Source organism: Consotaella salsifontis (assembly GCF_900167365.1).
Lineage (GTDB): Bacteria > Pseudomonadota > Alphaproteobacteria > Rhizobiales > Rhizobiaceae > Consotaella > Consotaella salsifontis.
Genome location: NZ_FUXL01000007.1, coordinates 214,519 through 233,713 on the forward strand (window position 1 = coordinate 214,519; position 19,195 = coordinate 233,713).

The 19,195-nt window shown below is 65.4% G+C and carries 18 protein-coding genes; 10 read left to right on the forward strand and 8 right to left on the reverse strand.

Translation table 11 applies throughout. The features are described 5' to 3' along the window. Position 1 precedes the first annotated feature (1 nt). A complete protein-coding gene (locus tag B5D38_RS12150) occupies positions 2-514 on the forward strand; it encodes a gamma-glutamylcyclotransferase (RefSeq protein ID WP_078708685.1) in 513 nt (170 codons plus the stop codon). On the opposite strand, the gene B5D38_RS12155 is transcribed toward B5D38_RS12150, so the two are convergent. The 4 genes from B5D38_RS12155 to ftsE are packed head-to-tail and all read right to left on the reverse strand — an operon-like array spanning position 515 to position 3,818. After that, the gene (locus B5D38_RS12155) at positions 515-1,300 is read right to left on the reverse strand and encodes a lysophospholipid acyltransferase family protein (protein ID WP_078708686.1); all 786 of its coding nucleotides are present in this window, start codon (positions 1,298-1,300) and stop codon (positions 515-517) included. 44 nt (positions 1,301-1,344) lie between these two features. After that, complete coding sequence (locus tag B5D38_RS12160) at positions 1,345-2,154, reverse strand: YdcF family protein (protein WP_078708687.1); 810 nt, start codon at positions 2,152-2,154, stop codon at positions 1,345-1,347. A 7-nt stretch (positions 2,155-2,161) separates the two neighbouring features. Beyond that, positions 2,162-3,166: a cell division protein FtsX gene (locus B5D38_RS12165; RefSeq protein WP_078708688.1), complete on the reverse strand. Its 1,005-nt coding sequence runs from the start codon at positions 3,164-3,166 to the stop codon at positions 2,162-2,164. Next, positions 3,159-3,818, reverse strand: coding sequence for a cell division ATP-binding protein FtsE (ftsE, locus tag B5D38_RS12170; protein WP_078708689.1), 660 nt, complete (start codon positions 3,816-3,818; stop codon positions 3,159-3,161). The genes B5D38_RS12165 and ftsE overlap by 8 nt, the downstream gene beginning before the upstream one ends. 156 nt (positions 3,819-3,974) lie before the next feature. Between ftsE and B5D38_RS12175 the strand changes: the two genes are divergently transcribed. The 3 genes from B5D38_RS12175 to B5D38_RS12185 all read left to right on the forward strand — a co-directional run bounded on the left by B5D38_RS12175 (position 3,975) and on the right by B5D38_RS12185 (position 5,779). Then, positions 3,975-4,514, forward strand: coding sequence for a hypothetical protein (locus B5D38_RS12175; RefSeq protein ID WP_078708690.1), 540 nt, complete (start codon positions 3,975-3,977; stop codon positions 4,512-4,514). Positions 4,515-4,711: 197 nt separating this feature from the next. Beyond that, entirely contained in the window at positions 4,712-5,248 is a 537-nt protein-coding gene (gene hpt / locus B5D38_RS12180; RefSeq protein WP_078708691.1) for a hypoxanthine phosphoribosyltransferase, read from the forward strand. A 129-nt stretch (positions 5,249-5,377) separates the two neighbouring features. Then, complete coding sequence (locus tag B5D38_RS12185; protein WP_078708692.1) at positions 5,378-5,779, forward strand: response regulator; 402 nt, start codon at positions 5,378-5,380, stop codon at positions 5,777-5,779. A 24-nt stretch (positions 5,780-5,803) separates the two neighbouring features. On the opposite strand, the gene B5D38_RS12190 is transcribed toward B5D38_RS12185, so the two are convergent. The 4 genes from B5D38_RS12190 to argH all read right to left on the reverse strand — a co-directional run bounded on the left by B5D38_RS12190 (position 5,804) and on the right by argH (position 11,700). Then, on the reverse strand, positions 5,804-8,422 hold the full coding sequence (locus tag B5D38_RS12190) for a TIGR02302 family protein (protein WP_078708693.1): 2,619 nt from the start codon (positions 8,420-8,422) through the stop codon (positions 5,804-5,806). Between the two features lie 151 nt (positions 8,423-8,573). Next, complete coding sequence (lysA, locus tag B5D38_RS12195; RefSeq protein ID WP_078708694.1) at positions 8,574-9,857, reverse strand: diaminopimelate decarboxylase; 1,284 nt, start codon at positions 9,855-9,857, stop codon at positions 8,574-8,576. 64 nt (positions 9,858-9,921) lie between these two features. After that, positions 9,922-10,251 (reverse strand): hypothetical protein, encoded by a 330-nt coding sequence (locus tag B5D38_RS12200; RefSeq protein WP_078708695.1) that lies wholly within the window; start codon positions 10,249-10,251, stop codon positions 9,922-9,924. A gap of 54 nt (positions 10,252-10,305) precedes the next feature. Continuing rightward, the gene (argH, locus tag B5D38_RS12205; RefSeq protein ID WP_078708742.1) at positions 10,306-11,700 is read right to left on the reverse strand and encodes an argininosuccinate lyase; all 1,395 of its coding nucleotides are present in this window, start codon (positions 11,698-11,700) and stop codon (positions 10,306-10,308) included. A gap of 29 nt (positions 11,701-11,729) precedes the next feature. On the opposite strand from argH, the gene tlpA reads away from it, so the two are divergent. The 6 genes from tlpA (at position 11,730) to B5D38_RS12235 (ending at position 19,090) form a co-directional block, all read left to right on the forward strand. Further along, positions 11,730-12,386: a thiol:disulfide interchange protein TlpA gene (gene tlpA / locus B5D38_RS12210; protein WP_078708696.1), complete on the forward strand. Its 657-nt coding sequence runs from the start codon at positions 11,730-11,732 to the stop codon at positions 12,384-12,386. Between the two features lie 127 nt (positions 12,387-12,513). Then, the gene (locus B5D38_RS12215; RefSeq protein WP_165690848.1) at positions 12,514-14,703 is read left to right on the forward strand and encodes a putative bifunctional diguanylate cyclase/phosphodiesterase; all 2,190 of its coding nucleotides are present in this window, start codon (positions 12,514-12,516) and stop codon (positions 14,701-14,703) included. A 132-nt stretch (positions 14,704-14,835) separates the two neighbouring features. Beyond that, the gene (locus tag B5D38_RS12220) at positions 14,836-16,593 is read left to right on the forward strand and encodes an alkaline phosphatase (RefSeq protein ID WP_078708698.1); all 1,758 of its coding nucleotides are present in this window, start codon (positions 14,836-14,838) and stop codon (positions 16,591-16,593) included. A gap of 75 nt (positions 16,594-16,668) precedes the next feature. Continuing rightward, positions 16,669-17,130, forward strand: coding sequence for a hypothetical protein (locus B5D38_RS12225; protein WP_116002683.1), 462 nt, complete (start codon positions 16,669-16,671; stop codon positions 17,128-17,130). Positions 17,131-17,133: 3 nt separating this feature from the next. Next, the gene (locus B5D38_RS12230; RefSeq protein WP_078708700.1) at positions 17,134-17,841 is read left to right on the forward strand and encodes an ABC transporter ATP-binding protein; all 708 of its coding nucleotides are present in this window, start codon (positions 17,134-17,136) and stop codon (positions 17,839-17,841) included. A 1-nt stretch (position 17,842) separates the two neighbouring features. Continuing rightward, the gene (locus B5D38_RS12235) at positions 17,843-19,090 is read left to right on the forward strand and encodes an ABC transporter permease (RefSeq protein ID WP_078708701.1); all 1,248 of its coding nucleotides are present in this window, start codon (positions 17,843-17,845) and stop codon (positions 19,088-19,090) included. The last annotated feature ends 105 nt before the right edge of the window (positions 19,091-19,195 follow it).

Here is a 19,195-nt window from a genome sequence, read left to right on the forward strand (position 1 = left end):
GATGAATGATTTTTGGGTCTTCGGTTATGGCTCGCTGATCTGGCGGCCGGATTTTCCCTTTGAGGAACGCGTCAAGGCGCGCCTTTCCGGCTATCACCGCTCACTCTGCGTCTGGTCCCATGTCCATCGCGGCACACCGGAACGCCCCGGCCTCGTTTTCGGACTCGATCGCGGCGGTTCCTGCGTCGGCATGGCATTCCGCGTCCGGCCCGAGAACCGCGATTCGGTCACGGATTATCTACGCCGGCGGGAGCTCGTCACCAATGTCTATCACGAGGTGACGCTTTCAGTGCGCCTGGAGGGAGGCCCCGCCGTCCATGCCCTCGCTTTCGTGGTCGACAGAGGCCATTCGCAGTATGCCGGGCGAATCACCGTGGACCATGCCGCCGAAATCGTCGCCCGCGCCCATGGCCAGTCCGGCGCCAACCGCGACTATGTCGTTCACGCGCTGGCGGAGATTCGCAACTTCGGTCTGAAGGACCAGTGGTTGGAAGGCGTCGCGGCCCGGCTGTGATCAGGCCAGCGGAGCCCCCTCGGTAAGCCGCTCGCGCACCAGGGCATTCATCGGGAGGTCTGTCCGTCCTCGATAGGCATCGCGCAGCATCTCGGTCGAACGCTCCTCGATAGCCGCGCGAAGGGGCGGCAGAAACGCGTCGCGGTAGAGACCGGGGGGCAAGGGCGGCAGGAACTGCGCCTCGACAGTTCCGGGCCAACGCATGAAGCTGCGGCGCGGCCAAAAGACCCCCGAGTTCAGCGCCACCGGCACGACAGGCAGCTTCAGCTCCCGATAGAGCCGGAAGACACCCGAGCGATAATCGGGATCGGCGCCGGGTGCGGTACGCGTGCCTTCCGGGAAGATAATGATCTGCCGCCCTGCCGCCGCCGCCTCGCGGGCACTCTCCAGCATGGCCGGAATGGCAGCCGCCCCTTTGCTGCGATCGACCGGGATCATCCCCAGGCGCCTCGCGAACCAGCCGAAGACCGGGATCGAGATCAGCTCCTTCTTCAGGATGAAGGTCGGCCTGTCGAGTTGGGGCACCAGGGCCATGATATCCCAGAATGACTGGTGCTTCGAGGCGACGATCACGGCGCCCTGGGGAATGTTCTCATGGCCGGTGATATGGGCGTCGAGCCCTGCCACCACCTTCATCAGCCAGAGGCTCGAGCGGGCCCAGCTCTTGAGAAAGCTCCAGGCCATCCGCTCCGGCACGATGAAGAACACCGGCGAGAGGACCAGGAGATGCCCGATCAGATTGAGATAGAAGAGGACGTTGAAGGCGAGAGAACGCAGAGCGGTCATCGTCGGATGGCGGTCCCTGGGGCGCGGCGATAGGCCATGCCCTCTTAGGGTGCCGGATGGGCGAACGGAAGCCCGGCCGAGGCGAATTTTGCACCCTTGACGGGGCGCGCGTCCACGGCGGAAGCATGAAGCACGCCGGTCATCAGCCGCAGGCGCGTCGCCAGCAGCTTGAGATATTCGATGACCAGAACCCGCATTCCGTTGGTGGACGGCATCCGCCCCTCGGCCCAAAGATCCTCGCGCCCCACCGGATAAGGCACGATCGCAGGCATGTCCGGCGTTCGGTCGAATTCGAGAAGCGAGCGCGGCATATGATAGTCGCTGGTCACGAGGATCAATCGCGACAACCCTCTCGTGCGCGCCCAGGCGGCGGCCATTTCGGCATTGCCGATGGTGTTGAGGGCCGCATAGTCGATGTCGATGCAACAATCGAACCAGGAGGGCGCCGTTCCGGTCAGACGCGACAGCGTGCGCGCCGTGGTGCCGCGATTGACGCCGCTGATGAGAAGGCGCCGAGCATGGCCGGTCTTCAGAAGATCCAGCGCGCTCTCCAGCCGCAGCGCCCCGCCGGTCAGCACGACGATGCCGTCGGCATGGTCGGTTTCTTGCGGCGTCGAAAGGCTGGAAACGTCCTCGACGAAGCGGAGGAAGCCGCCGAAGGCGTAGCCACAGACCAGGATCGCACCAAGAAGGAGCAGGAATCCGACGCGCGACAGCCAGCGTCCGCGCCGCTGTTGACGCGCCGCACTACCGCTCTTGTCCGTCCCCGCAACCGGGGGCATCGCGTCTATGCCGCTCTTCCCCTTCAGGTCGCGGTCAGACTGGCAAACACCTCCGTCGATGACATTCGCCATCTGTCTCCTAACCCTCCACCGGAGAGATCATGTCTATCGCCGCAAGCTGGCGCGTAACCGTCAGCCGCGAGGTCAATGCCGTGAGGCCGGCTACGGTTGCGACGAGCACGAAGACGCCGGCATAGCCCGTCCAGCCGATGGCGAAGGAGCCGAAGAGCGCGCTGATCTGATCGGCCTCGGGCGTTGCCTGGTTGGAGGCGGTCCAGTCGCCGATGGCGGCGAAGAGCAGAAGTGCGCCAACGCCGCCCGTGCACGCGCCGATCAGGCCAAGGCGTAGGAAATGGTGCTGGAACTCGCCGGCGATGAAGGAGGATTGCGCGCCGACGAAGTGAAGCACCTCCACGATGTGCCGGTTTCCGGCCATGGCGCCGCGCGTGGCGAAAATCACCGTGAGCACCGTCGCGGTGAGCACCAGCGACAGGATGGCGAGGCCGATGGCCACGGTCGCATGCGCCATGGCCACGAGGCGCGACACCCAGGCGCGGTGATCGTCGAGGCTGGCTTGTGGCACCGCCGCCTCGAGATTGGCCTTGAGCATCGAAAAATCGGGCGGCGAAGCCTCGTTGATGGCGATGATCACGAGGCGCGGAACCGGCAGCTCGTTGAGGTCGAGCCCCTCTCCGAGCCAAGGCTCCAGCAGCCGGCCCGTCGCCGCGTCGTCGAGCACCGAGGCGCTCTCAACGCCGGGGGTCGCCAGCACGAGGTCCTGGACCTTCTGCAGCGCCGCAGCCATGTCGACTCCCTCTGCGGGGCGGACCTGGATGGTGATCTCGCGCGAGATCTGGCTCTGCCACTGGGCCGCCGTATCGGAGACCAGCGTGACGGCGCCGAAGGTGAGGCTGGCGAGAAACGTCATGATGCCGAGCACAGTCATCAGCGCGCGCCCCGCGACGTTGGCGGGCGGCACGATGGGCGTTTGGCGCGCCTCGATGCGGCGTTGAATCAGCCCCGTGGCGCGTTCCAGAAGACGCTCCGACAGGCGCTGCGCGCGGGAGACGACGACCTCAATCATAGATCGTCACCCTCCCATCGGCGAGAACGAGACGGCGCGCCTCGACCTGATCCATCAGGCCGACGTCATGCGTGGCGATCACCACCGCCGTGCCCGACCGGTTGAGTTCGAGGAAGAGGCGCAGGATGCGGCGGGCGAGCGGCGGGTCGACATTGCCCGTCGGCTCGTCGGCGAGCAGGATGTCCGGCCGGTCGATCAAGGCCCGGGCGATGGCTGCGCGTTGCTTTTCGCCGCCGGAGAGCACCAGCGGCGGAGCGTTGAGGCGCTCACCCAGCCCGACCCATTTGATGAGGTCGACGACGTCGCGGCGGTACTCCGCCTCTTCCTTGCCGCGCACGCGCAGCGGCAAGGCGACGTTCTCATAGGTCGTCAGATGGTCCAGCAGCCGAAAATCCTGGAACACCACGCCGATGCGCCGGCGGATCAGCGGCAGGTCGGCGCGCTTGAGGGTGGAAACATCCTTGCCGAGGATGGTGATAAGCCCGCGCGTCGGCTTCAGCGCCAGGAAGAGCATTCTTAAAAGGCTCGTCTTTCCCGCGCCCGAGGGTCCGGTGAGAAACTGGAACGATTGCGGCCAAATCTGGAAGCTGAGGTCGCGCAAGACCTCCGGCCCCATGTCGTAGCGCAGTCCCACATTCTCGAAACGAACCACTCGGCCCCTCGTCCTCAAATCCCCCGATGGTGATGGCGGGAGAGTGTGTCGATTTCACGCTCTTCGCGCTTTCCGAACCCTACGCCGGACATGCGTAAGACTTGGTTAACCATGACTTCTTACCAATTCCTGAACGCTTGATGAAAGGAGAGGCCGATGAGCCAGCCCCAAAGGCGTAGCCGCGATGGCGCGGCGCGGTTCGCCAGCAGGCCTGCAGGGCAGGTTCTGGTGATCGAGGCGGCAGCGAAAGTCATCGCGCGCCGTCCACGTGCGTCCTTGGCCGCTGATTCGCCCATTCCCGGCGTAGTGCCGCTGGTGACGCGGCTCGATCCGGAGCCGGCGGCCGACGAGGCGCAGCCGATGCCCGCGCGGCGGTCGCGGGCTTCCGTGCCGGGATTCATCTTCCAGGATATCGCCCCTCGCCCAACTCTTGTCGCCACCCGCGAAAGCGTGGCGCCGGCTCACCGCTCCCCACCCGCTCGCGGCCTGCTGCCGGCCCGCGCGGCCCTGGTTTCGGGTCTCGCCGCCGCTCTGGTCGTGGGGCTGCTGGCGTTCGGCTGGCAGAGCCTTTCTGGTTCAGGCGGCACCCGGACAGCGACGGCCATGCGCAACCTCATCGCCTCCAGCATGGACACGGCGGCGCACACCCGCCGCGACATTCTTTCGGTGGACGGACTGGTCCGGACGGCGGTCTGACGCCCCGCCGCTCTTCCGCCCCTCGTCATGGCGTTGTACGATCGCCGGTGGATCGAGCCTTGGGCTTAGGGTGTTGGCGATCACCTTTTTGATCGAGTTTGGCGGCGCGCCGCGATGTCGCGTCGTCCACGCCATCGATCCTGAAACAAGCGGCGACATCATTGTGGAAGTCCGCCAATAGGAGCGCTGGAGAGCGAATGATCAGTGTTGCCGGTAAGACGATCGACACCGTGTTCTCGCAAGAGGAGATCGCGGCGGAGGTCGACCGTCTCGCGACAGAGGTCGCCGCGCGCGCGCCGCGCAACCTTCTGGTCATCGCCGTCCTGAAGGGCTCCTTCGTCTTCGCCGCCGATCTCATCCGGGCGATGCACAAGGCCGGCATTGCGCCCGAAGTGGAGTTCATTTCCCTTTCGAGCTATGGTGCCGGCACCAATCCTGGGCCGATACGGGTGCTTCGCGACATCGAGAGCGACGTAAAGGGCCGGGACGTCCTGCTCATCGACGACATTCTGGAATCGGGCAGGACCATCCAGTTTGCCCGCGACCTGATGGTTTCGCGCGGAGCCGCCAAGGTCGAGCTTGCGGTTCTTCTCGACAAGACCATGAGGCGCCAGAGCCCGATCGAGGCGGATTACGTCGGCTTTCGCTGCCCGGATGTGTTCGTCGTGGGTTATGGCATGGATGTCGGCCACGCCCTGCGCGAGCTTCCCTTCGTCGGTCGTGTCGTCGAATAGGAAAAGGCTGGCAAGCTTAAGCTAAGCCACTTATATTAAAGGACAATCCTGCGGAAGGTTAGCCTCGCACAAGTTTCGGCCTGTAGGCTGCTGTCGGGCCAACATCCGTTGCCGCATGAGGAGAATGGCATGGCAAGAATTCTCGTCGCCGAAGACGATCCGGGTGTGCGCCTCCTGGTGACACGCGCCCTGATGATGGAAGGCCATGCCGTCGTCGCCGCGGAAGACGGGGAAGCTGCGCTCGAACTTCTGGAAGAGAAGGAGGGCGCCTTCGACCTCCTGTTGTCCGACATTCGCATGCCCGTCATGACGGGCATCGAGCTCGCCCGCGCCGTCAGCACCCGCTTTCCCGCCCTGACCATCCTGCTGATGACCGGCTATGCCGAACAGCGCGAGGAAGCCGAGACGCTGCCGGCCATCGTCGGAATCGTCGACAAGCCGTTCACCGTGGCGGAAATCCGCCGTGCCGTGACCACGGCCCTTGCCGGCAGCTACACCGAGTGGGAAACCGTCCGCTCCTGCTGTGCCTGAGCAGGCTCCGAAAGGACACTACCATTATTGCGGCTGAAGCAGCCGCTCCAGGTATTCGCGCTCGAGCTGCGGCGAAAGGGCCCGACCGAGCCTCTCGCGGATGGCATCGAGAATCCTGCGCGCGCGCTGAACGTCGATTTCGTCCGGCACCTTGACGTCGCCGTCATAGACCGGCCCTTCCGTCGAGCGCGGCCGCCCGAGAGGGTCACGGCCCATCGGGTCCTGAGGCCCGCGCGCCATTCCCTGCCCTTGGCGCCCGCTCTGCCCCTGCCCCGGCTGCATCGCCTGCTGCATCTGCTCCATCATCTGACGGCCGCCGCGACGCATCGCCTCCAGGGCCCGTCCTTGCTCGCCGAGCGCCGTGCCGTCGTCGCCCTGACCGAGCGCGCCCTCGGCGTTGCCCATGGCCTTCCCAGCCTCGCCGAGTGACTGCGCCGGGTCCATGCCGAGCTCCTTCATGCGCTTCTGGAAAGCCTCCAGATCCTTCTGAAGCTGGCCCTGGCGCGCCTGAAGCTCCTTCATCAGTTTTTGGAGCTGCTCGGTTGTCATCGACTGGTCGCCGCCAGATCCCGGTTGCTCCTGCGGCTCACCGCCCTCGCCGTACTCGTCGCCGCTCTGTTGCTGGTTATTGAGGCGGCGCGACAGATCGAAGGTCTGATCCATCAGCTGCTGCTGGCGGCGAAGCATGTCGCCCAGCTTGTTCATCTCCTGCTGCATCTGGCTCTGCTGGCGACCCTGCTGCATCTGGCCGGGACGCATCGCCTGGAGATTGTTCATCATCTGCTGAAGCTCGGAGAGGAGCTGCTCGGCGGCATCGCGCGAGCCCGACTTCGCCAGATCTTCGATCTGGTCGAGCATCCGGTCCAGGTCCTGCGGGCGGATCTCCTGGACGTTGCCCATCTGGAGCTGATCCTGGGTCATCGCCGGCATGTCGCGCATCGCCTCGGCAAGGGCCTGGAGATACTCGTTCATCGCCTGGCGCAGCTCCTTCATGAGCTTATCGATCTCCTCCTGGGAGGCGCCGTTCTGCAGCGCCTCCGAAAGGCGCTCGCGCACGTCGTTCAGCTTGCGCTCGGCGATAGCGAGATCGCCGGCCTCGATGCCGAGCGCGATCTCCCAGAGAAAATCCACCGCCGATCGCAGCACGTCATCATCGGCGGCATGGGCGATCCGCTCACGCGCTGCCCGCAGTGCCAGATAGTCGGCCGAGCGCTCGATGAATTCGGGGCGCGACGTCACGGCGTCAAGCATGTCGACGACCTTCGGTGCGGCGTCGCCATTGAGAGCGAGCATTCGCCGCTGCTCGACCACCGCACGCGCCAGCGGGTTGAAGAAGCGCTTCTCCGGCAGTTTCAGCCGTATTTCGGCCGAGCGCCCCACCTGCCCCGCATCGTCCTCGACCTCCAGCGTCATCGCAACGTCCGCGCCCGCATAGGGACTGTCGGTCAGATCCACGCTCATATGCGCTTCGGCCTCGCCTTTCGTGCGGCGCGGCAGGGCAAGGCGAATTTCCGGCGCGGGATAGAGCGGCCGTGCGCCGGCCGCTCCCTCGCCCTCGACGCGGACTGCGGCCTTGCCGCGACTGACACCGTAGTCGTCGCTCACGACGTAGGCGAGTTGAAGCGCCCCGTTGGCGGCAGGCTTCGGATCGTCCTTGAAGGCCACCGTCGGCGGCGCGTCGTCGATCACCGTGAACGTCCACTGGCCGCCATTGCCCGACGCCGTGGCGAGCCGCGCGGTGCCGCTGGATTTCACGACGAACTCGTATTCGCCCGGCACGCTTCGCTCTCCGCTCTCGGCGGGCCTGCTCCGCGCGGTGTCGCCGGAAGCGTCGGGGGCACTGGTTGGAATTTGCTGCTCCGCCCCGCCATCGGGCTTAAAGCCGAGCGAGGCACCGGTCGCGTCGGATACGCGGACGGAGAGGACACTGCCTTCCGGCACCTCTATGGGTCCAAGGGCGGCCTGCCGCTGCGGGTCGGTCAGGAAGATCGGCGCGCGGCTGGTATAGGCCGGTGGCGTGATCCACGCATCGACGCGCGCGGCGGTCGACACCGAGGCCGGCGGCGGCAAAAAGGCGTCCCAGATGCGGCCGCCGTGAGATCCATGCGAGAAGGCGAATGCCGTCACGAGGAGGCAGGCGAGGACCGCCCGGATGCCGTAGGGATCGAGCCGCTCCGTGCGGGTGCGCGGAGCCCCACCGGAAAGATCGGCCAGGCGAGCCGCCATGCGGCGGCGATGCTCGCGCCACAGCGCCGCGGCAAACGGGTCTCCCTCCTCCTCGGCGACGAGACGGTCGGACTGGGTGGAAAGCGGTTGGTGCGCAAGGCGGCTCTCCACCTCAATGCGCTCGTCGACCTCGCGCCGACCGGGCAACGCGATGACGCGCGCGCGCCAGAGAGCGACGCCGAAAGCCAGCGCCAGCGCGGCCAGAATGGCGAAGCGCACCCCCGCCGGCACAAGAAAGAAGACGCCGAACCAGGCAAGGATCAGGAAGAGCGCGACGACCGAAGAAAGCGCGAGCAAGGTCGGCCACAGGCGCTCGACCAGGATCGAAACCCAGGCGCTGGCGCGCGTCGGGGCCAACCGCCGGTCGAGGAACCGGGCGTCGGCCGAGTTGCGCCGAGGATGCGCGTCTTTGTCCATCCGGCTCCCATTCCTAATAGACGCTCAAACTAGCATGATTTACGGCGCTATCGAGGCGGTGACGGCGTTGTGATGTTCGTCGGAACAGATGTCCGCCCGTGAGCCCCCACCAGTCGGCGGCGAGCCCTCGCGCAGCGCGGCACAGCCGGCCTTATTGGCCTTGGCCATCCTTCTCGAGCCACGGCGGCAGACGATCGAGGCCGATCAATTCCTCGATGGTTTGGCGCGGGCGAACCACGGCGTAGTCGTCATCCCGGACCAGAACCTCCGGCACCAGAGCCCGCGAATTGTAGGTGCCGGACTGCACCGCCCCATAGGCGCCCGCCGAAGCGATGAAGAGAAGATCGCCGGCGGCTGCGGGGCAGATGCTTCGGTCGCGCGCCATGAAATCGCCGGTCTCGCAGACCGGCCCCACGATGTCGGCGACGATCATCTCGTCGCTCTGAGGCTCGCGCACGGGGCGCACGTCGTGCCACGCATCGTAGAGCGTCGGCCGAATGAGATCGTTCATGGCCGCATCAACGATGACGAAGGTCTTGGCCTCCGCCTTCTTCACGTAGAGCACCTTGGTAACGAGGATGCCGGCGTTGGCGGCGATGAGGCGCCCCGGCTCGAAGATCACTCGGCAGCCGAGATCGCGCACATGGCGCTTCACTGTCTCGGCGTAGGCGGGCGGCCCCGGAGGCGGCTCGTTGTCGCGTCGATAGGGAACGCCAAGACCGCCGCCGAGGTCGATATGGTGAATGGCATGTCCCTTGGCGCGCAACCGGCGCACGAGATTGGCCAGACGGTCGAAAGCCTGATCGAACGGCTCGAGCTCGGTGATCTGGCTGCCGATATGCATGTCGATGCCGTGGACCGCCAGATTGGGCAGGGCGCGGGCGCGGTCATAGACCTCCTCCGCGCGGTCGAAGGCGATGCCGAACTTGTCGGCCTTCTTGCCGGTGGAAATCTTGGCGTGGGTGCGCGCATCGACATCGGGATTGATGCGGAAGGAGATCGGCGCGACCTTGCCCAGCGCCAGCGCCCGCGCCGCAACGCATTCCAGCTCGGGCTCCGACTCGATGTTGAAGCAGAAGATGCCTGCGGCGAGCGCGCGGTCGATCTCCGCAGGCGTCTTGCCGACACCGGAGAACATGATCTTTTCCGGCGGAATGCCGGCAGCCAGCGCCCGTTCCAGCTCGCCGCCCGAGACGACGTCGGCGCCTGCCCCCAGACGGGCGAGAGTCGCCAGCACCGCCTGGTTGGAATTGGCCTTCATCGCATAGCAGACCAGCGCGTCGATATCGCTGAAGGCGTCCGAGAAGACACGGTAATGGCGGGTGAGCGTCGCCGTCGAATAGCAATAGAACGGCGTTCCCACCGCCGCGGCGATGGCCTCGACGCTGACGTCCTCGGCGTGGAGGACGCCGTCCCGATAGTCGAAATGATTCATGGCACGTCCCAAATCGCGCCGTTCAGCCAACCTCAAATCGAGTTCGGCGTCGCGGTCGGTCGCGTCAGTTCAGCAGGGGATCGAGAATGAAGGACTTTTTCTGCGCCTTGGGATTCCTGCGGATTTCCGGCGCGCGAGCGGCCTCGTTCTTGTCGTCGAGGATCGAGTAGATGGTCGAATTGACAGCGGCGGCCGAGGTGGTCTGTGGCGTCGTGCGCTTGTCGGGATCGATCTTGATCTCTTCCTGGGTGTTCGGCCGGACGGGGGCGTTGCGACGCCCGCAGGCCGACAACCCCGGCACGAGAACGACGAGGCAGAACAAGAGCCAGAGAGCCGGTTTCATCGCTGCTTTCATCTCTTTTTCGCTCGTCTTCGGGTTCACACCAACCGGCATGCTGATACCGCTCCTCGCGCGCCGGGCCAAGCGGCAATCGCGCTTCTCTGAACGTCAGCTTCCCAGGCGCCCGCGCCAATAGGCAATCTGCCGGGTGACGTTCTCCGGTGCGGTGCCACCGAAACTGGTGCGGCTTCGCACCGAGGCATCGACGCTGAGAACAGCATAGACCGCAGACGTGATTCGCTTGTCGAGCCCCTGCAGCACATCAAGAGGCAACGCCTCAAGGCCGATACCGGCCTCCTCGGCCAGCGCGACCGCTCGCCCCGTAACGTGGTGCGCCTCGCGGAACGGCATCTTCAGCTCGCGCACCAGCCAGTCGGCAAGGTCCGTGGCGGTCGAAAAGCCCGCGCCAGCCGCCGCGCGCATGGCGTCGTCATTGATGGTCATGTCGGTGATCATGCCGGTCATGGCGGCGAGAGCGAGGGCCAGCGTGTCGGCAGCGTCGAAGACCTGCTCCTTGTCCTCCTGCATGTCCTTGGAATAGGCCAACGGAAGCCCCTTCATCACCGTCAGCAGGGAGACGAGAGCGCCGCTGATGCGCCCGACCTTGGCGCGCACGAGCTCGGCCGCGTCCGGATTCTTCTTCTGCGGCATGATGGAGGAGCCGGTGGAGAACGAGTCCGACAGGCGCACGAAGCGGAACTGCGGCGTCGACCAGATGACGATCTCCTCGGCCATGCGCGATAGATGCGTCGCCGCAATGGACGCGACAGCGAGAAACTCCAGGGCGAAATCGCGGTCTGACACGCTGTCGATGGAGTTGCGCGTAGGCTCGCGGAAGCCTAGCGCCGTGGCCGTGGCGTGGCGGTCGATGGAAAAGCCGGTGCCCGCGAGAGCCGCCGCGCCGAGCGGGCACTCGTCGAGCCTTTCGATAGCGTCGCGGCAGCGCGACCGATCGCGCGCGAACATCTCGACATAGGCGAGGCAATGGTGGCCATAGGTTACGGGCTGCGCGCTTTGGAGATGGGTAAAGCCCGGCATCACCGTTTCGGCATGAATCTCCGCCTTGTCGAGCAAGGCCGCGAGCAGCGCGGTCAGCGCCGCGTCCGTCTGTTGCAGCGTCTTCTTGACGAAGAGGCGAAAATCGACCGCCACCTGATCGTTGCGCGAGCGCGCCGTGTGCAACCGGCCTGCCGCAGGGCCAATCAGCTCGGCCAGCCGAGCTTCCACATTCATGTGGATATCCTCTCGCTCACGCGAGAAGGTGAACGTTTCTTCGGCGATTTCGCGCTCGATTCGATCAAGCCCTTGTGAAATGGCTGCCGCGTCCTCGTCCGAAATGATACCGCGTTGCGCGAGCATGGTCGCATGTGCCTTGGACCCGGCGATGTCCTCGGCATAAAGACGCTTGTCGAACTCGATCGAGGCGTTGATCTCTTCCATGATGGCGGCGGGACCGGAGGAGAAACGCCCGCCCCACATTTCGTTGCTCGTCTTCTCGCTCATGGCACTCATAGAAAAAGGTTTATCGATCGATGGCTGACAGCGAAGCGAAAGCCGGCCGCAATCTCAGGTCCGCGGCAGCCCTTGCGCTGGTCGCCGGCCTCCTGGTCGGCGCCGGCGCGGTGTACGTGACGCTATCTGGTGCCGACAATCAAGCCGGCGCGTGCCCGCTGGATGCGGATTTGCGCGATCGCCTGGCCGCTGCGGCCAGCGGCGAGGTCGCCGCCGTGCAACCGATCGCCGAGCCCTTCGATGCCTCGTCCCTTTCCTTCACCGATGCGGACGGCAAGGACGTGACACTCGCGAGCTTCACTGGAAAGGCTCTCCTCCTCAACATCTGGGCCACCTGGTGCGTGCCGTGCCGTGAGGAAATGCCGGCGCTGGATGCATTGGAGGCGGCCAAGGGCGGTCCGGCCTTCGCCGTGGTTCCCGTCAATGTCGATCTCGGCAAGCTGGACAAGCCCCGCGCATTCTACGAGGAGACGGCGCTGAAGTCCCTGCCACTCTACCATGACGCCACCATGGGCATCTTCAACCAGCTGAAGACGCGCGGCCTCGCGCTCGGCCTGCCCATCTCGCTCCTCGTCGACGACAAGGGCTGCGCCCGGGCGGCGATCAACGGTCCGGCGGAATGGGCGAGCCCCGACGCCATCGCGCTCGTCGATGCCCTGACCGGCAGCAAGACCTGACCAGACCCTGTCCAGGGCGAATGACGCACATAAACCAGCCTGGAATGGCGACCAATCATCCGGCGGGTTGAGCCGTTTTTAACCCTTTGTCGCGACAATGGAAATCGGCAATTTCCTTGGCTTCGCGATGTTTTCTGTTCAGCGCCATTCGCTCTCCTACCACCTGACGGCCGCCGTGCTGACGTCGGCCATCCTCGCGGCGGTGATCTTCGCCGGTTACATGATGTGGGTGACGAGCCATGTCGATGATCTCGCCGAACAGCGCGAGGCGACCCTTCTCCAGCGCGCCTTAAACGATCAGTTCGGCAAGATCGCCAAGGAGCAACAGAGCGCCACGCAATGGGATGACGCCGTCACCTTTTCGAAGGCCGGCGATCGGCAGTGGCTCGCCGACAATCTCGGGGAATGGATGCATTCCTTCTACGGGCACGATCAGGCGTTCGTGCTCGATGCATCCGATGCCCCTGTCTACGCCATGGTGGATGGACGAACCGTCGATCCCCGCTCGGCGCCGTTGGAGATGAAGCTGTTCTCGCCTCTTGTCGCCGATCTGCGTGAGCAAATCGCGAAGAGAGGAGCGGAGGGCGATCTCGGCGCCGCCGACCTGTTGTTTCTCGACGGCAGGCCGGCGATCGTCAGCGTGAAGCCCATCGTACCCGATTCGGACAGGCTCACCCAGGACGCGGGCAGCGAATATCTTCACATCGCGGTCCGTCGCATCGACAACGCCCTGCTGGCGCGGGTCGGCTCGCGCTACCTCATCGACGGGGTGCATTATCTCGCGCCATTGGATGGACCAACTGCGGCGCCGACCCTGCCCCTGACGAACCGTGCAGGCAAGGTACTGGGAACCCTCACCTGGACGGCAAACGATCCGGGCGGCCACATCATGAGGGAAACCCTTCCGGCGGCTGGTATCCTCGCGGTCATCATGGCGGCGATACTGGCCGCCCTCCTCACCAAGCTCCGACGGATGGCGGCGCAGCTGACGGCGAGCAAAACCCAGGCGACCTATTTCGCGCTGCACGATCCGTTGACGACGCTGCCCAACCGGATGCTGTTCAACGACAGGATGGGGCGTGCCTTCGCTCGCCATAGGCGAACGGGCGAGTCGTTCGCCCTGCTCTCCATCGACCTCGACGGTTTCAAGGCGATCAACGACACGCTTGGCCATCCTTCGGGCGACGAGTTGATCCGACAGGTCGGGCAACGGCTGATGGGGCTGATGCGCGAATGTGATACCGTCGCTCGCCTCGGCGGTGACGAATTCGCGGTCATCCAAAGCGATTGTGGCAATTCACGCGCCGCCGAAGTCCTCGCCGGGCGTATCCTCGCCGAGATGGGCAGGCCATTCGAGCTATTCGGCGAACATGCGACGATCGCGGCGAGCATCGGTGTGGCGCTGATGCCCGACAATGCGCAGGACACGAGCGAGCTGATCCGCAAGGCGGACATCGCGCTTTACGAGGCGAAGGGAAAGGGAAAAGACCGCTTCTGCTTCTTCCAGGAGGGGCTCAACGAGGTCGTGAGTTACAAGAGGGCGATCGAGCGCGATCTTAAGATTGCCCTTGAAACGGGCACAGGCCTCTGGCTCGCCCTGCAACCGCTCTTCGCCGAGAACGGCAAAACCATCGTCGGCGCCGAGGCGCTGATCCGGTGGAACCACCCCGAGCACGGACTGCTGTCGCCGGCGATCTTCATTCCCGTCGCAGAGGAGCGAGGCCTGATCGCCGAGCTCGGCACCTTCGTGCTGCGCGAGGCCTGCCGGATCGTCAAGGAGCTGGACATCGCCTGGCTCGCCGTCAATTTCTCCGCTCTTCAGTTTCGAGACCGGGCGCTCGCCAGCAAGGTTCTGGCCTGCCTCGCCGAATTCGGCGTCACTCCGTCGCGCATCCAGATCGAGATCACCGAAACGGCGCTGATCGGAGATTTCGAGGCCATGTCCAGCACCCTCGCGGAGCTGAGAGAGGCGGGAATTCGCATCGCACTCGATGATTTCGGCACCGGCTATTCCTCGCTCGGCTATCTTCACCGCTGCCATTTCGACAAGATCAAGATCGACCGTTCCTTCATCAGCCAGCTCAACGGCAGCGGAAGCACGGACGCCGTGGTGAAGGCCGTCATGGAGCTGGCCAATGCCTTCAGCATGAAGGTGACGGCCGAAGGCGTCGAGACACCCTCCCAGTGGCGTGAACTCGCGGCCATGGGATGCCGGGAGCTTCAGGGCTTCCTTTTCTCCAAGCCCGTCACTCAGGATGAGTTCAAGGCCCTTCTCCGCAAGGGGGACAACCCGGACGACAAGAGCGGGGTCGAATAACTGCCGCCCCAGTAATTATAACGTTATATCAGCACATTGCATCACGACAGAAGCGTCACACCACTGTCACGCGCAACTCGTATGCCCCCCTGGCAAACGGTTTCCCTCCCGCCCAGTCCAGGAGCACACGCCATGCGCGCCCTCGTCGCGGCCCTTACGCTATCGACCTGCCTTATCTCCGCTGCCGGAGCGACGGCCATCTATCCGCTGGATCGCGCCACGATCCTCGCCTCCTCGCCCTTCGACTTCAAGGTCGAGTTCGACGGCGTCGTCAAAGCTGACGACGTCACCCTGACGATCAACGGCCAGCCTGCCAAGGACGTTCTCGGCAAGGACGTCTCCTTCGTCGAGAAGGAAGACGGCGTCGACGCCTCGGCCGTGCTCCTGCGCGGCGTGACCATCGCCACGCCCGGCACCTACACCGTCGAGGCCAAGGCCGGCGACGAGACCAAGACCGTCAAGTGGGAAGTCTACGGCACGCCGGCGACGCCCAAGGCCAAGAACGTCATCTTCTTCCTCGGCGACGGCCTGTCGGTGGCCAACCGCACGGCGGCCCGCATCATGTCCAAGGGCATGACCGAGGGCAAGGCGAACGGCCGTCTGAACATGGACGACCTCGACCACATGGCCTTCATCGGCACGTCGTCGACCCACTCCATCGCCACCGACTCGGCCAACACCATGTCGGCCTACATGACCGGCCATAAGTCGCGGGTGAACGCCCTCGGCGTCTATGCCGACCGCACCGCCGACAGCAAGGACGATCCCAAGGTCGAGACAATCGCCGAGGCGCTGCGCCGCACCGGCAAGAAGGCCGTCGGCGTCGTCTCCACCGCCGAGATCGAGGACGCAACTCCGGCCGCAGTCGTCGCCCACACCCGCAAGCGCGCGGACAAGGCCGACATCGTCGGCATGTTCTATGACGTCAAGCCCGAGGTGATCCTGGGCGGCGGCTCGGCCTACTTCCTCGGCAAGGACGTTCCAGGTTCCAAGCGCAAGGACGACAAGGACTACATCCAGATGTTCAAGGACGCGGGCTACACCCTCGCGACCACCAAGCAGGAGCTCGATACCGCCAGCGGTTCGAACACCGGCAAGATCCTCGGCCTCTTCCACACCGGCAACATGGACGTCACGCTCGATCGCATGTTCCTCAAGAAGGGCACGGTCGACAAGTTCCCCGATCAGCCGGGCCTCGTCGACATGACTGAGGTCGCGCTCGACCAGCTCTCCAAGAACGAAGACGGCTTCTTCCTGATGGTCGAGGGCGCTTCGATCGACAAGATGGCGCACCCGATGGACTGGGAGCGCGCCGAGGTCGACACGATCGAGTTCGACAAGGCGGTCGGCGTTGGCATGGAGTTCGCCAAGACCCATCCAGACACGCTCGTCGTCGTCACCGGCGACCACACCCATGGCGTCTCGCTCATCGGCACCATCGACGACGACAAGCCGGGCAACGAGATGCGCGAGAAGGTCGGCACCTATGACGACGCCGGCTTCCCGAACTATGTCGACGCCAATGGCGACGGCTACCCGGACAGCGTCGATGTCTCGCGTCGCCTGGCGATGTTCGCCAACAACTACCCGGATTATTACGAGACCTTCCGCCCCAAGATGGACGGTCCGTTCGAGCCGGCCGTAAAGGACGCGAACGGCAACTACGTCGCCAACGAGCAGTACAAGAACGTTCCGGGCGCAGTGCTGCGCGTCGGCAACCTGCCGAAGAACGCCGACACGGCGGTCCATGCGGTGGACGACGTCGTCCTCCAGGCCACCGGCCCCGGCGCGGAAGAGTTCAAGGGCTACATGGAGCAGAGCGACGTCTACAAGGTGCTCGCCGACGCCATGGCTCTCGCCCCGACGGAAAAGCAGGCCAGCGCGAAGTAATGCGACCGGCCTGAAGACCAATGACGGCTCCGGGCGCATGACGCTCGGAGCCGAAACGCTTTCATGGGGAATGCTATGACCGGTTTCCTCTCGCGCCGCCATTTTCTCGTGGGAGCGGCGACCGCGGCGATCCTGACGCAAGCCCGCGTGAGACAGGCGTCCGCCTCACCCTCGCCCCTCACCTTCGACGAGCTCTACGGCAGTTTCAGCGCCCTCGGCCTCACCTTCTCCGACAAGGTGAAGGCGCTCGCCGATCAGCCTGTGGCGATGCAGGGCTTCATGGCACCGCCGCTCAAGGCGGAATCGAACTTTTTCGTCCTCACCGAAATCCCGATGGCGCTCTGCCCCTTCTGCTCGACCGATGCCGATTGGCCGGACAACATCGTCGTCGTCTATCTCGAGAAGACGCAGACCTTCGAGCAGGCGAACGCCCTGATCGAGGTGAGGGGCCGCCTGGAAGTCGGCTCTTGGACCGATCCCGAAACGGGGTTTCTCAGCCGCCTTCGCATCGTCGACGCCACCTTTGGCAGGGCTTGAGCGATGATCGACTTGGCGATCCGCGACCTCGTCGTCGCCTTCAAGGGGCTCGAACGCCCTGCCCTTTCCATTCCCGAACTTGCCATCACGCCGGGAGAGCGGATTGCCGTCACCGGCCCGTCGGGATGCGGCAAAACCACCTTCGTCAACATGGTGACGGGCCTCTCGAAGCCGCCGCGCGGCGCCGTGTCCTGGGACAGCATCGATCTCGCCTCGCTTTCCGAGCCGGGACGTGACCGCTGGCGGGCGCAAACCATCGGCCTGGTCATGCAGAATTTTCACCTCTTCCCCGGCCTTTCGGCGATCGACAATGTGCTCCTTCCGCAGCGGCTGACGGCGCTGAAACTCGCCCACGGCCACCGCGAGGAGGCGGCACGCCTTCTGTCTCGCGTGGGCATCGAGCGGCTGGATCAGCCGATCGAGACGCTGTCACGCGGCCAGATGCAGCGCGTCGCAGTCGCGCGCGCCCTGGCGCGGCGTCCCGCCGTGATCGTTGCCGACGAGCCGACGGCCAGCCTCGACGCCGACGCGGGCGCGGCCGTCGCCGATCTGCTTTTGGAACTGGCCGAGGAGACGGGCGTGACTCTCATCGTCGCCAGCCATGAGCGGCGCCTGATCGACAGAATGAAGCGCGTGATCCGGCTCGAAAACGGCCTCGTCGTTCGTGACGGCACCAGTTCCACCGCCCGACCGCAGTTCGAGGACGCCTGAAATGTTCCGCTTCATTGCCGCCGATCTGAAGCGCAATCTTGCCGGCGCGGCCATTGTCGCCCTGATCATCGCCCTCGCCACCGCGCTCGGCGTGGCCGTGACGCTTCAGGAGCGGGCGCTGCGCCTTGGAAGTGCCAGGGCCGCCAGCGCCTTCGACCTCGTCATCGGCGCGCCCGGCAGCGAGACGCAACTTGTACTCTCCTCCGTCTTTCTTCAGGCGGCGCCGCTGCCGCTGGTCCCCGGCACCGTCCTTTCCGGCCTCGCGCGCGATCCCCGCGTCGCCTGGGCCGCGCCGATCGGATTCGGCGATTTCGCCGGCGACAGCCCCATCGTCGGCACGACCGCCGAACTCGTCGCCGGCATGGGCGGCGTTTCGGAAGGCCAGGTCTTCTCCAAGCTGGGGGAAGCACTGGTCGGCGCTCTCGCCGACCATAAGATCGGCGATGCCATCACCCCGCTCCACGGCCGCCTCGGCGAAGGCGGCCATGCTCACGCCGAGGCCCGCTATACCGTCGTCGGAAGGCTGAAGCCGACGGGCACGCCGTGGGACCATGCCGTTCTCGTTCCCATCGAGGCGGTGTGGGCGATCCACGAGCATCACGACGAGGACGAGGAAGAGCACGAGGGCGCGGAGCACCATGAAGAGGAGGAGCATGAGCACCATCTCGACTTCTCGCGCCCCATCGACCCCGCCGCTCTCAGCGCTCCCGAAGCACCGGGCCTGCCGGCGATCCTGGTCAAGCCAAAGACCTTCGCCGATGCCTATAAGTTGCGGATGGAGTACCGCACCGACCGCACCCTGGCCGTCTTCCCCGGCGAGGTGCTGACGCGGCTCTATGGCACCCTTGGCGACGCGCGCCGGGTGCTGACGGCGGTGGCCGCCGGCGCGCAAGGCCTCGTCGCCGCGTCCATCCTTCTCGTCGTCGTCGTCCACATCCTCCAGCGCCGCCGCCAGATCGGCGCTCTGCGCGCCTTTGGGGCGCCGCGCGGCGTCGTCTTCTCCATCGTCTTTCTGGAGACCTTCGCCGTCATCGGCGTCGGCGTCCTCGCCGGCTTTGGGCTCGGCTGGCTCGCCGCCCGCTCCATCTCCTCGATCCTCACCGAGGAGAGCGGCATTGCGATGCCGGTGGTCTTCACCGCCGAGGACTGGCTCGCGGCCCTGGCGCTGCTCGCGGCGACCGTCGTCATCGCCGCCATTCCCTCCGCCCTCGCCTATCGCCAGTCCCCGGCGGAGGCGCTGCGAGGGTGAGAGGGCGGCCGCGGTCGCGCCCCCCTCTCGGCGCGGGTATCACCTCTCGCGAAACCGGGTTTGACCGGGGGTCCCCGACCTCTTAGAATACGGCCATCAGCAGAA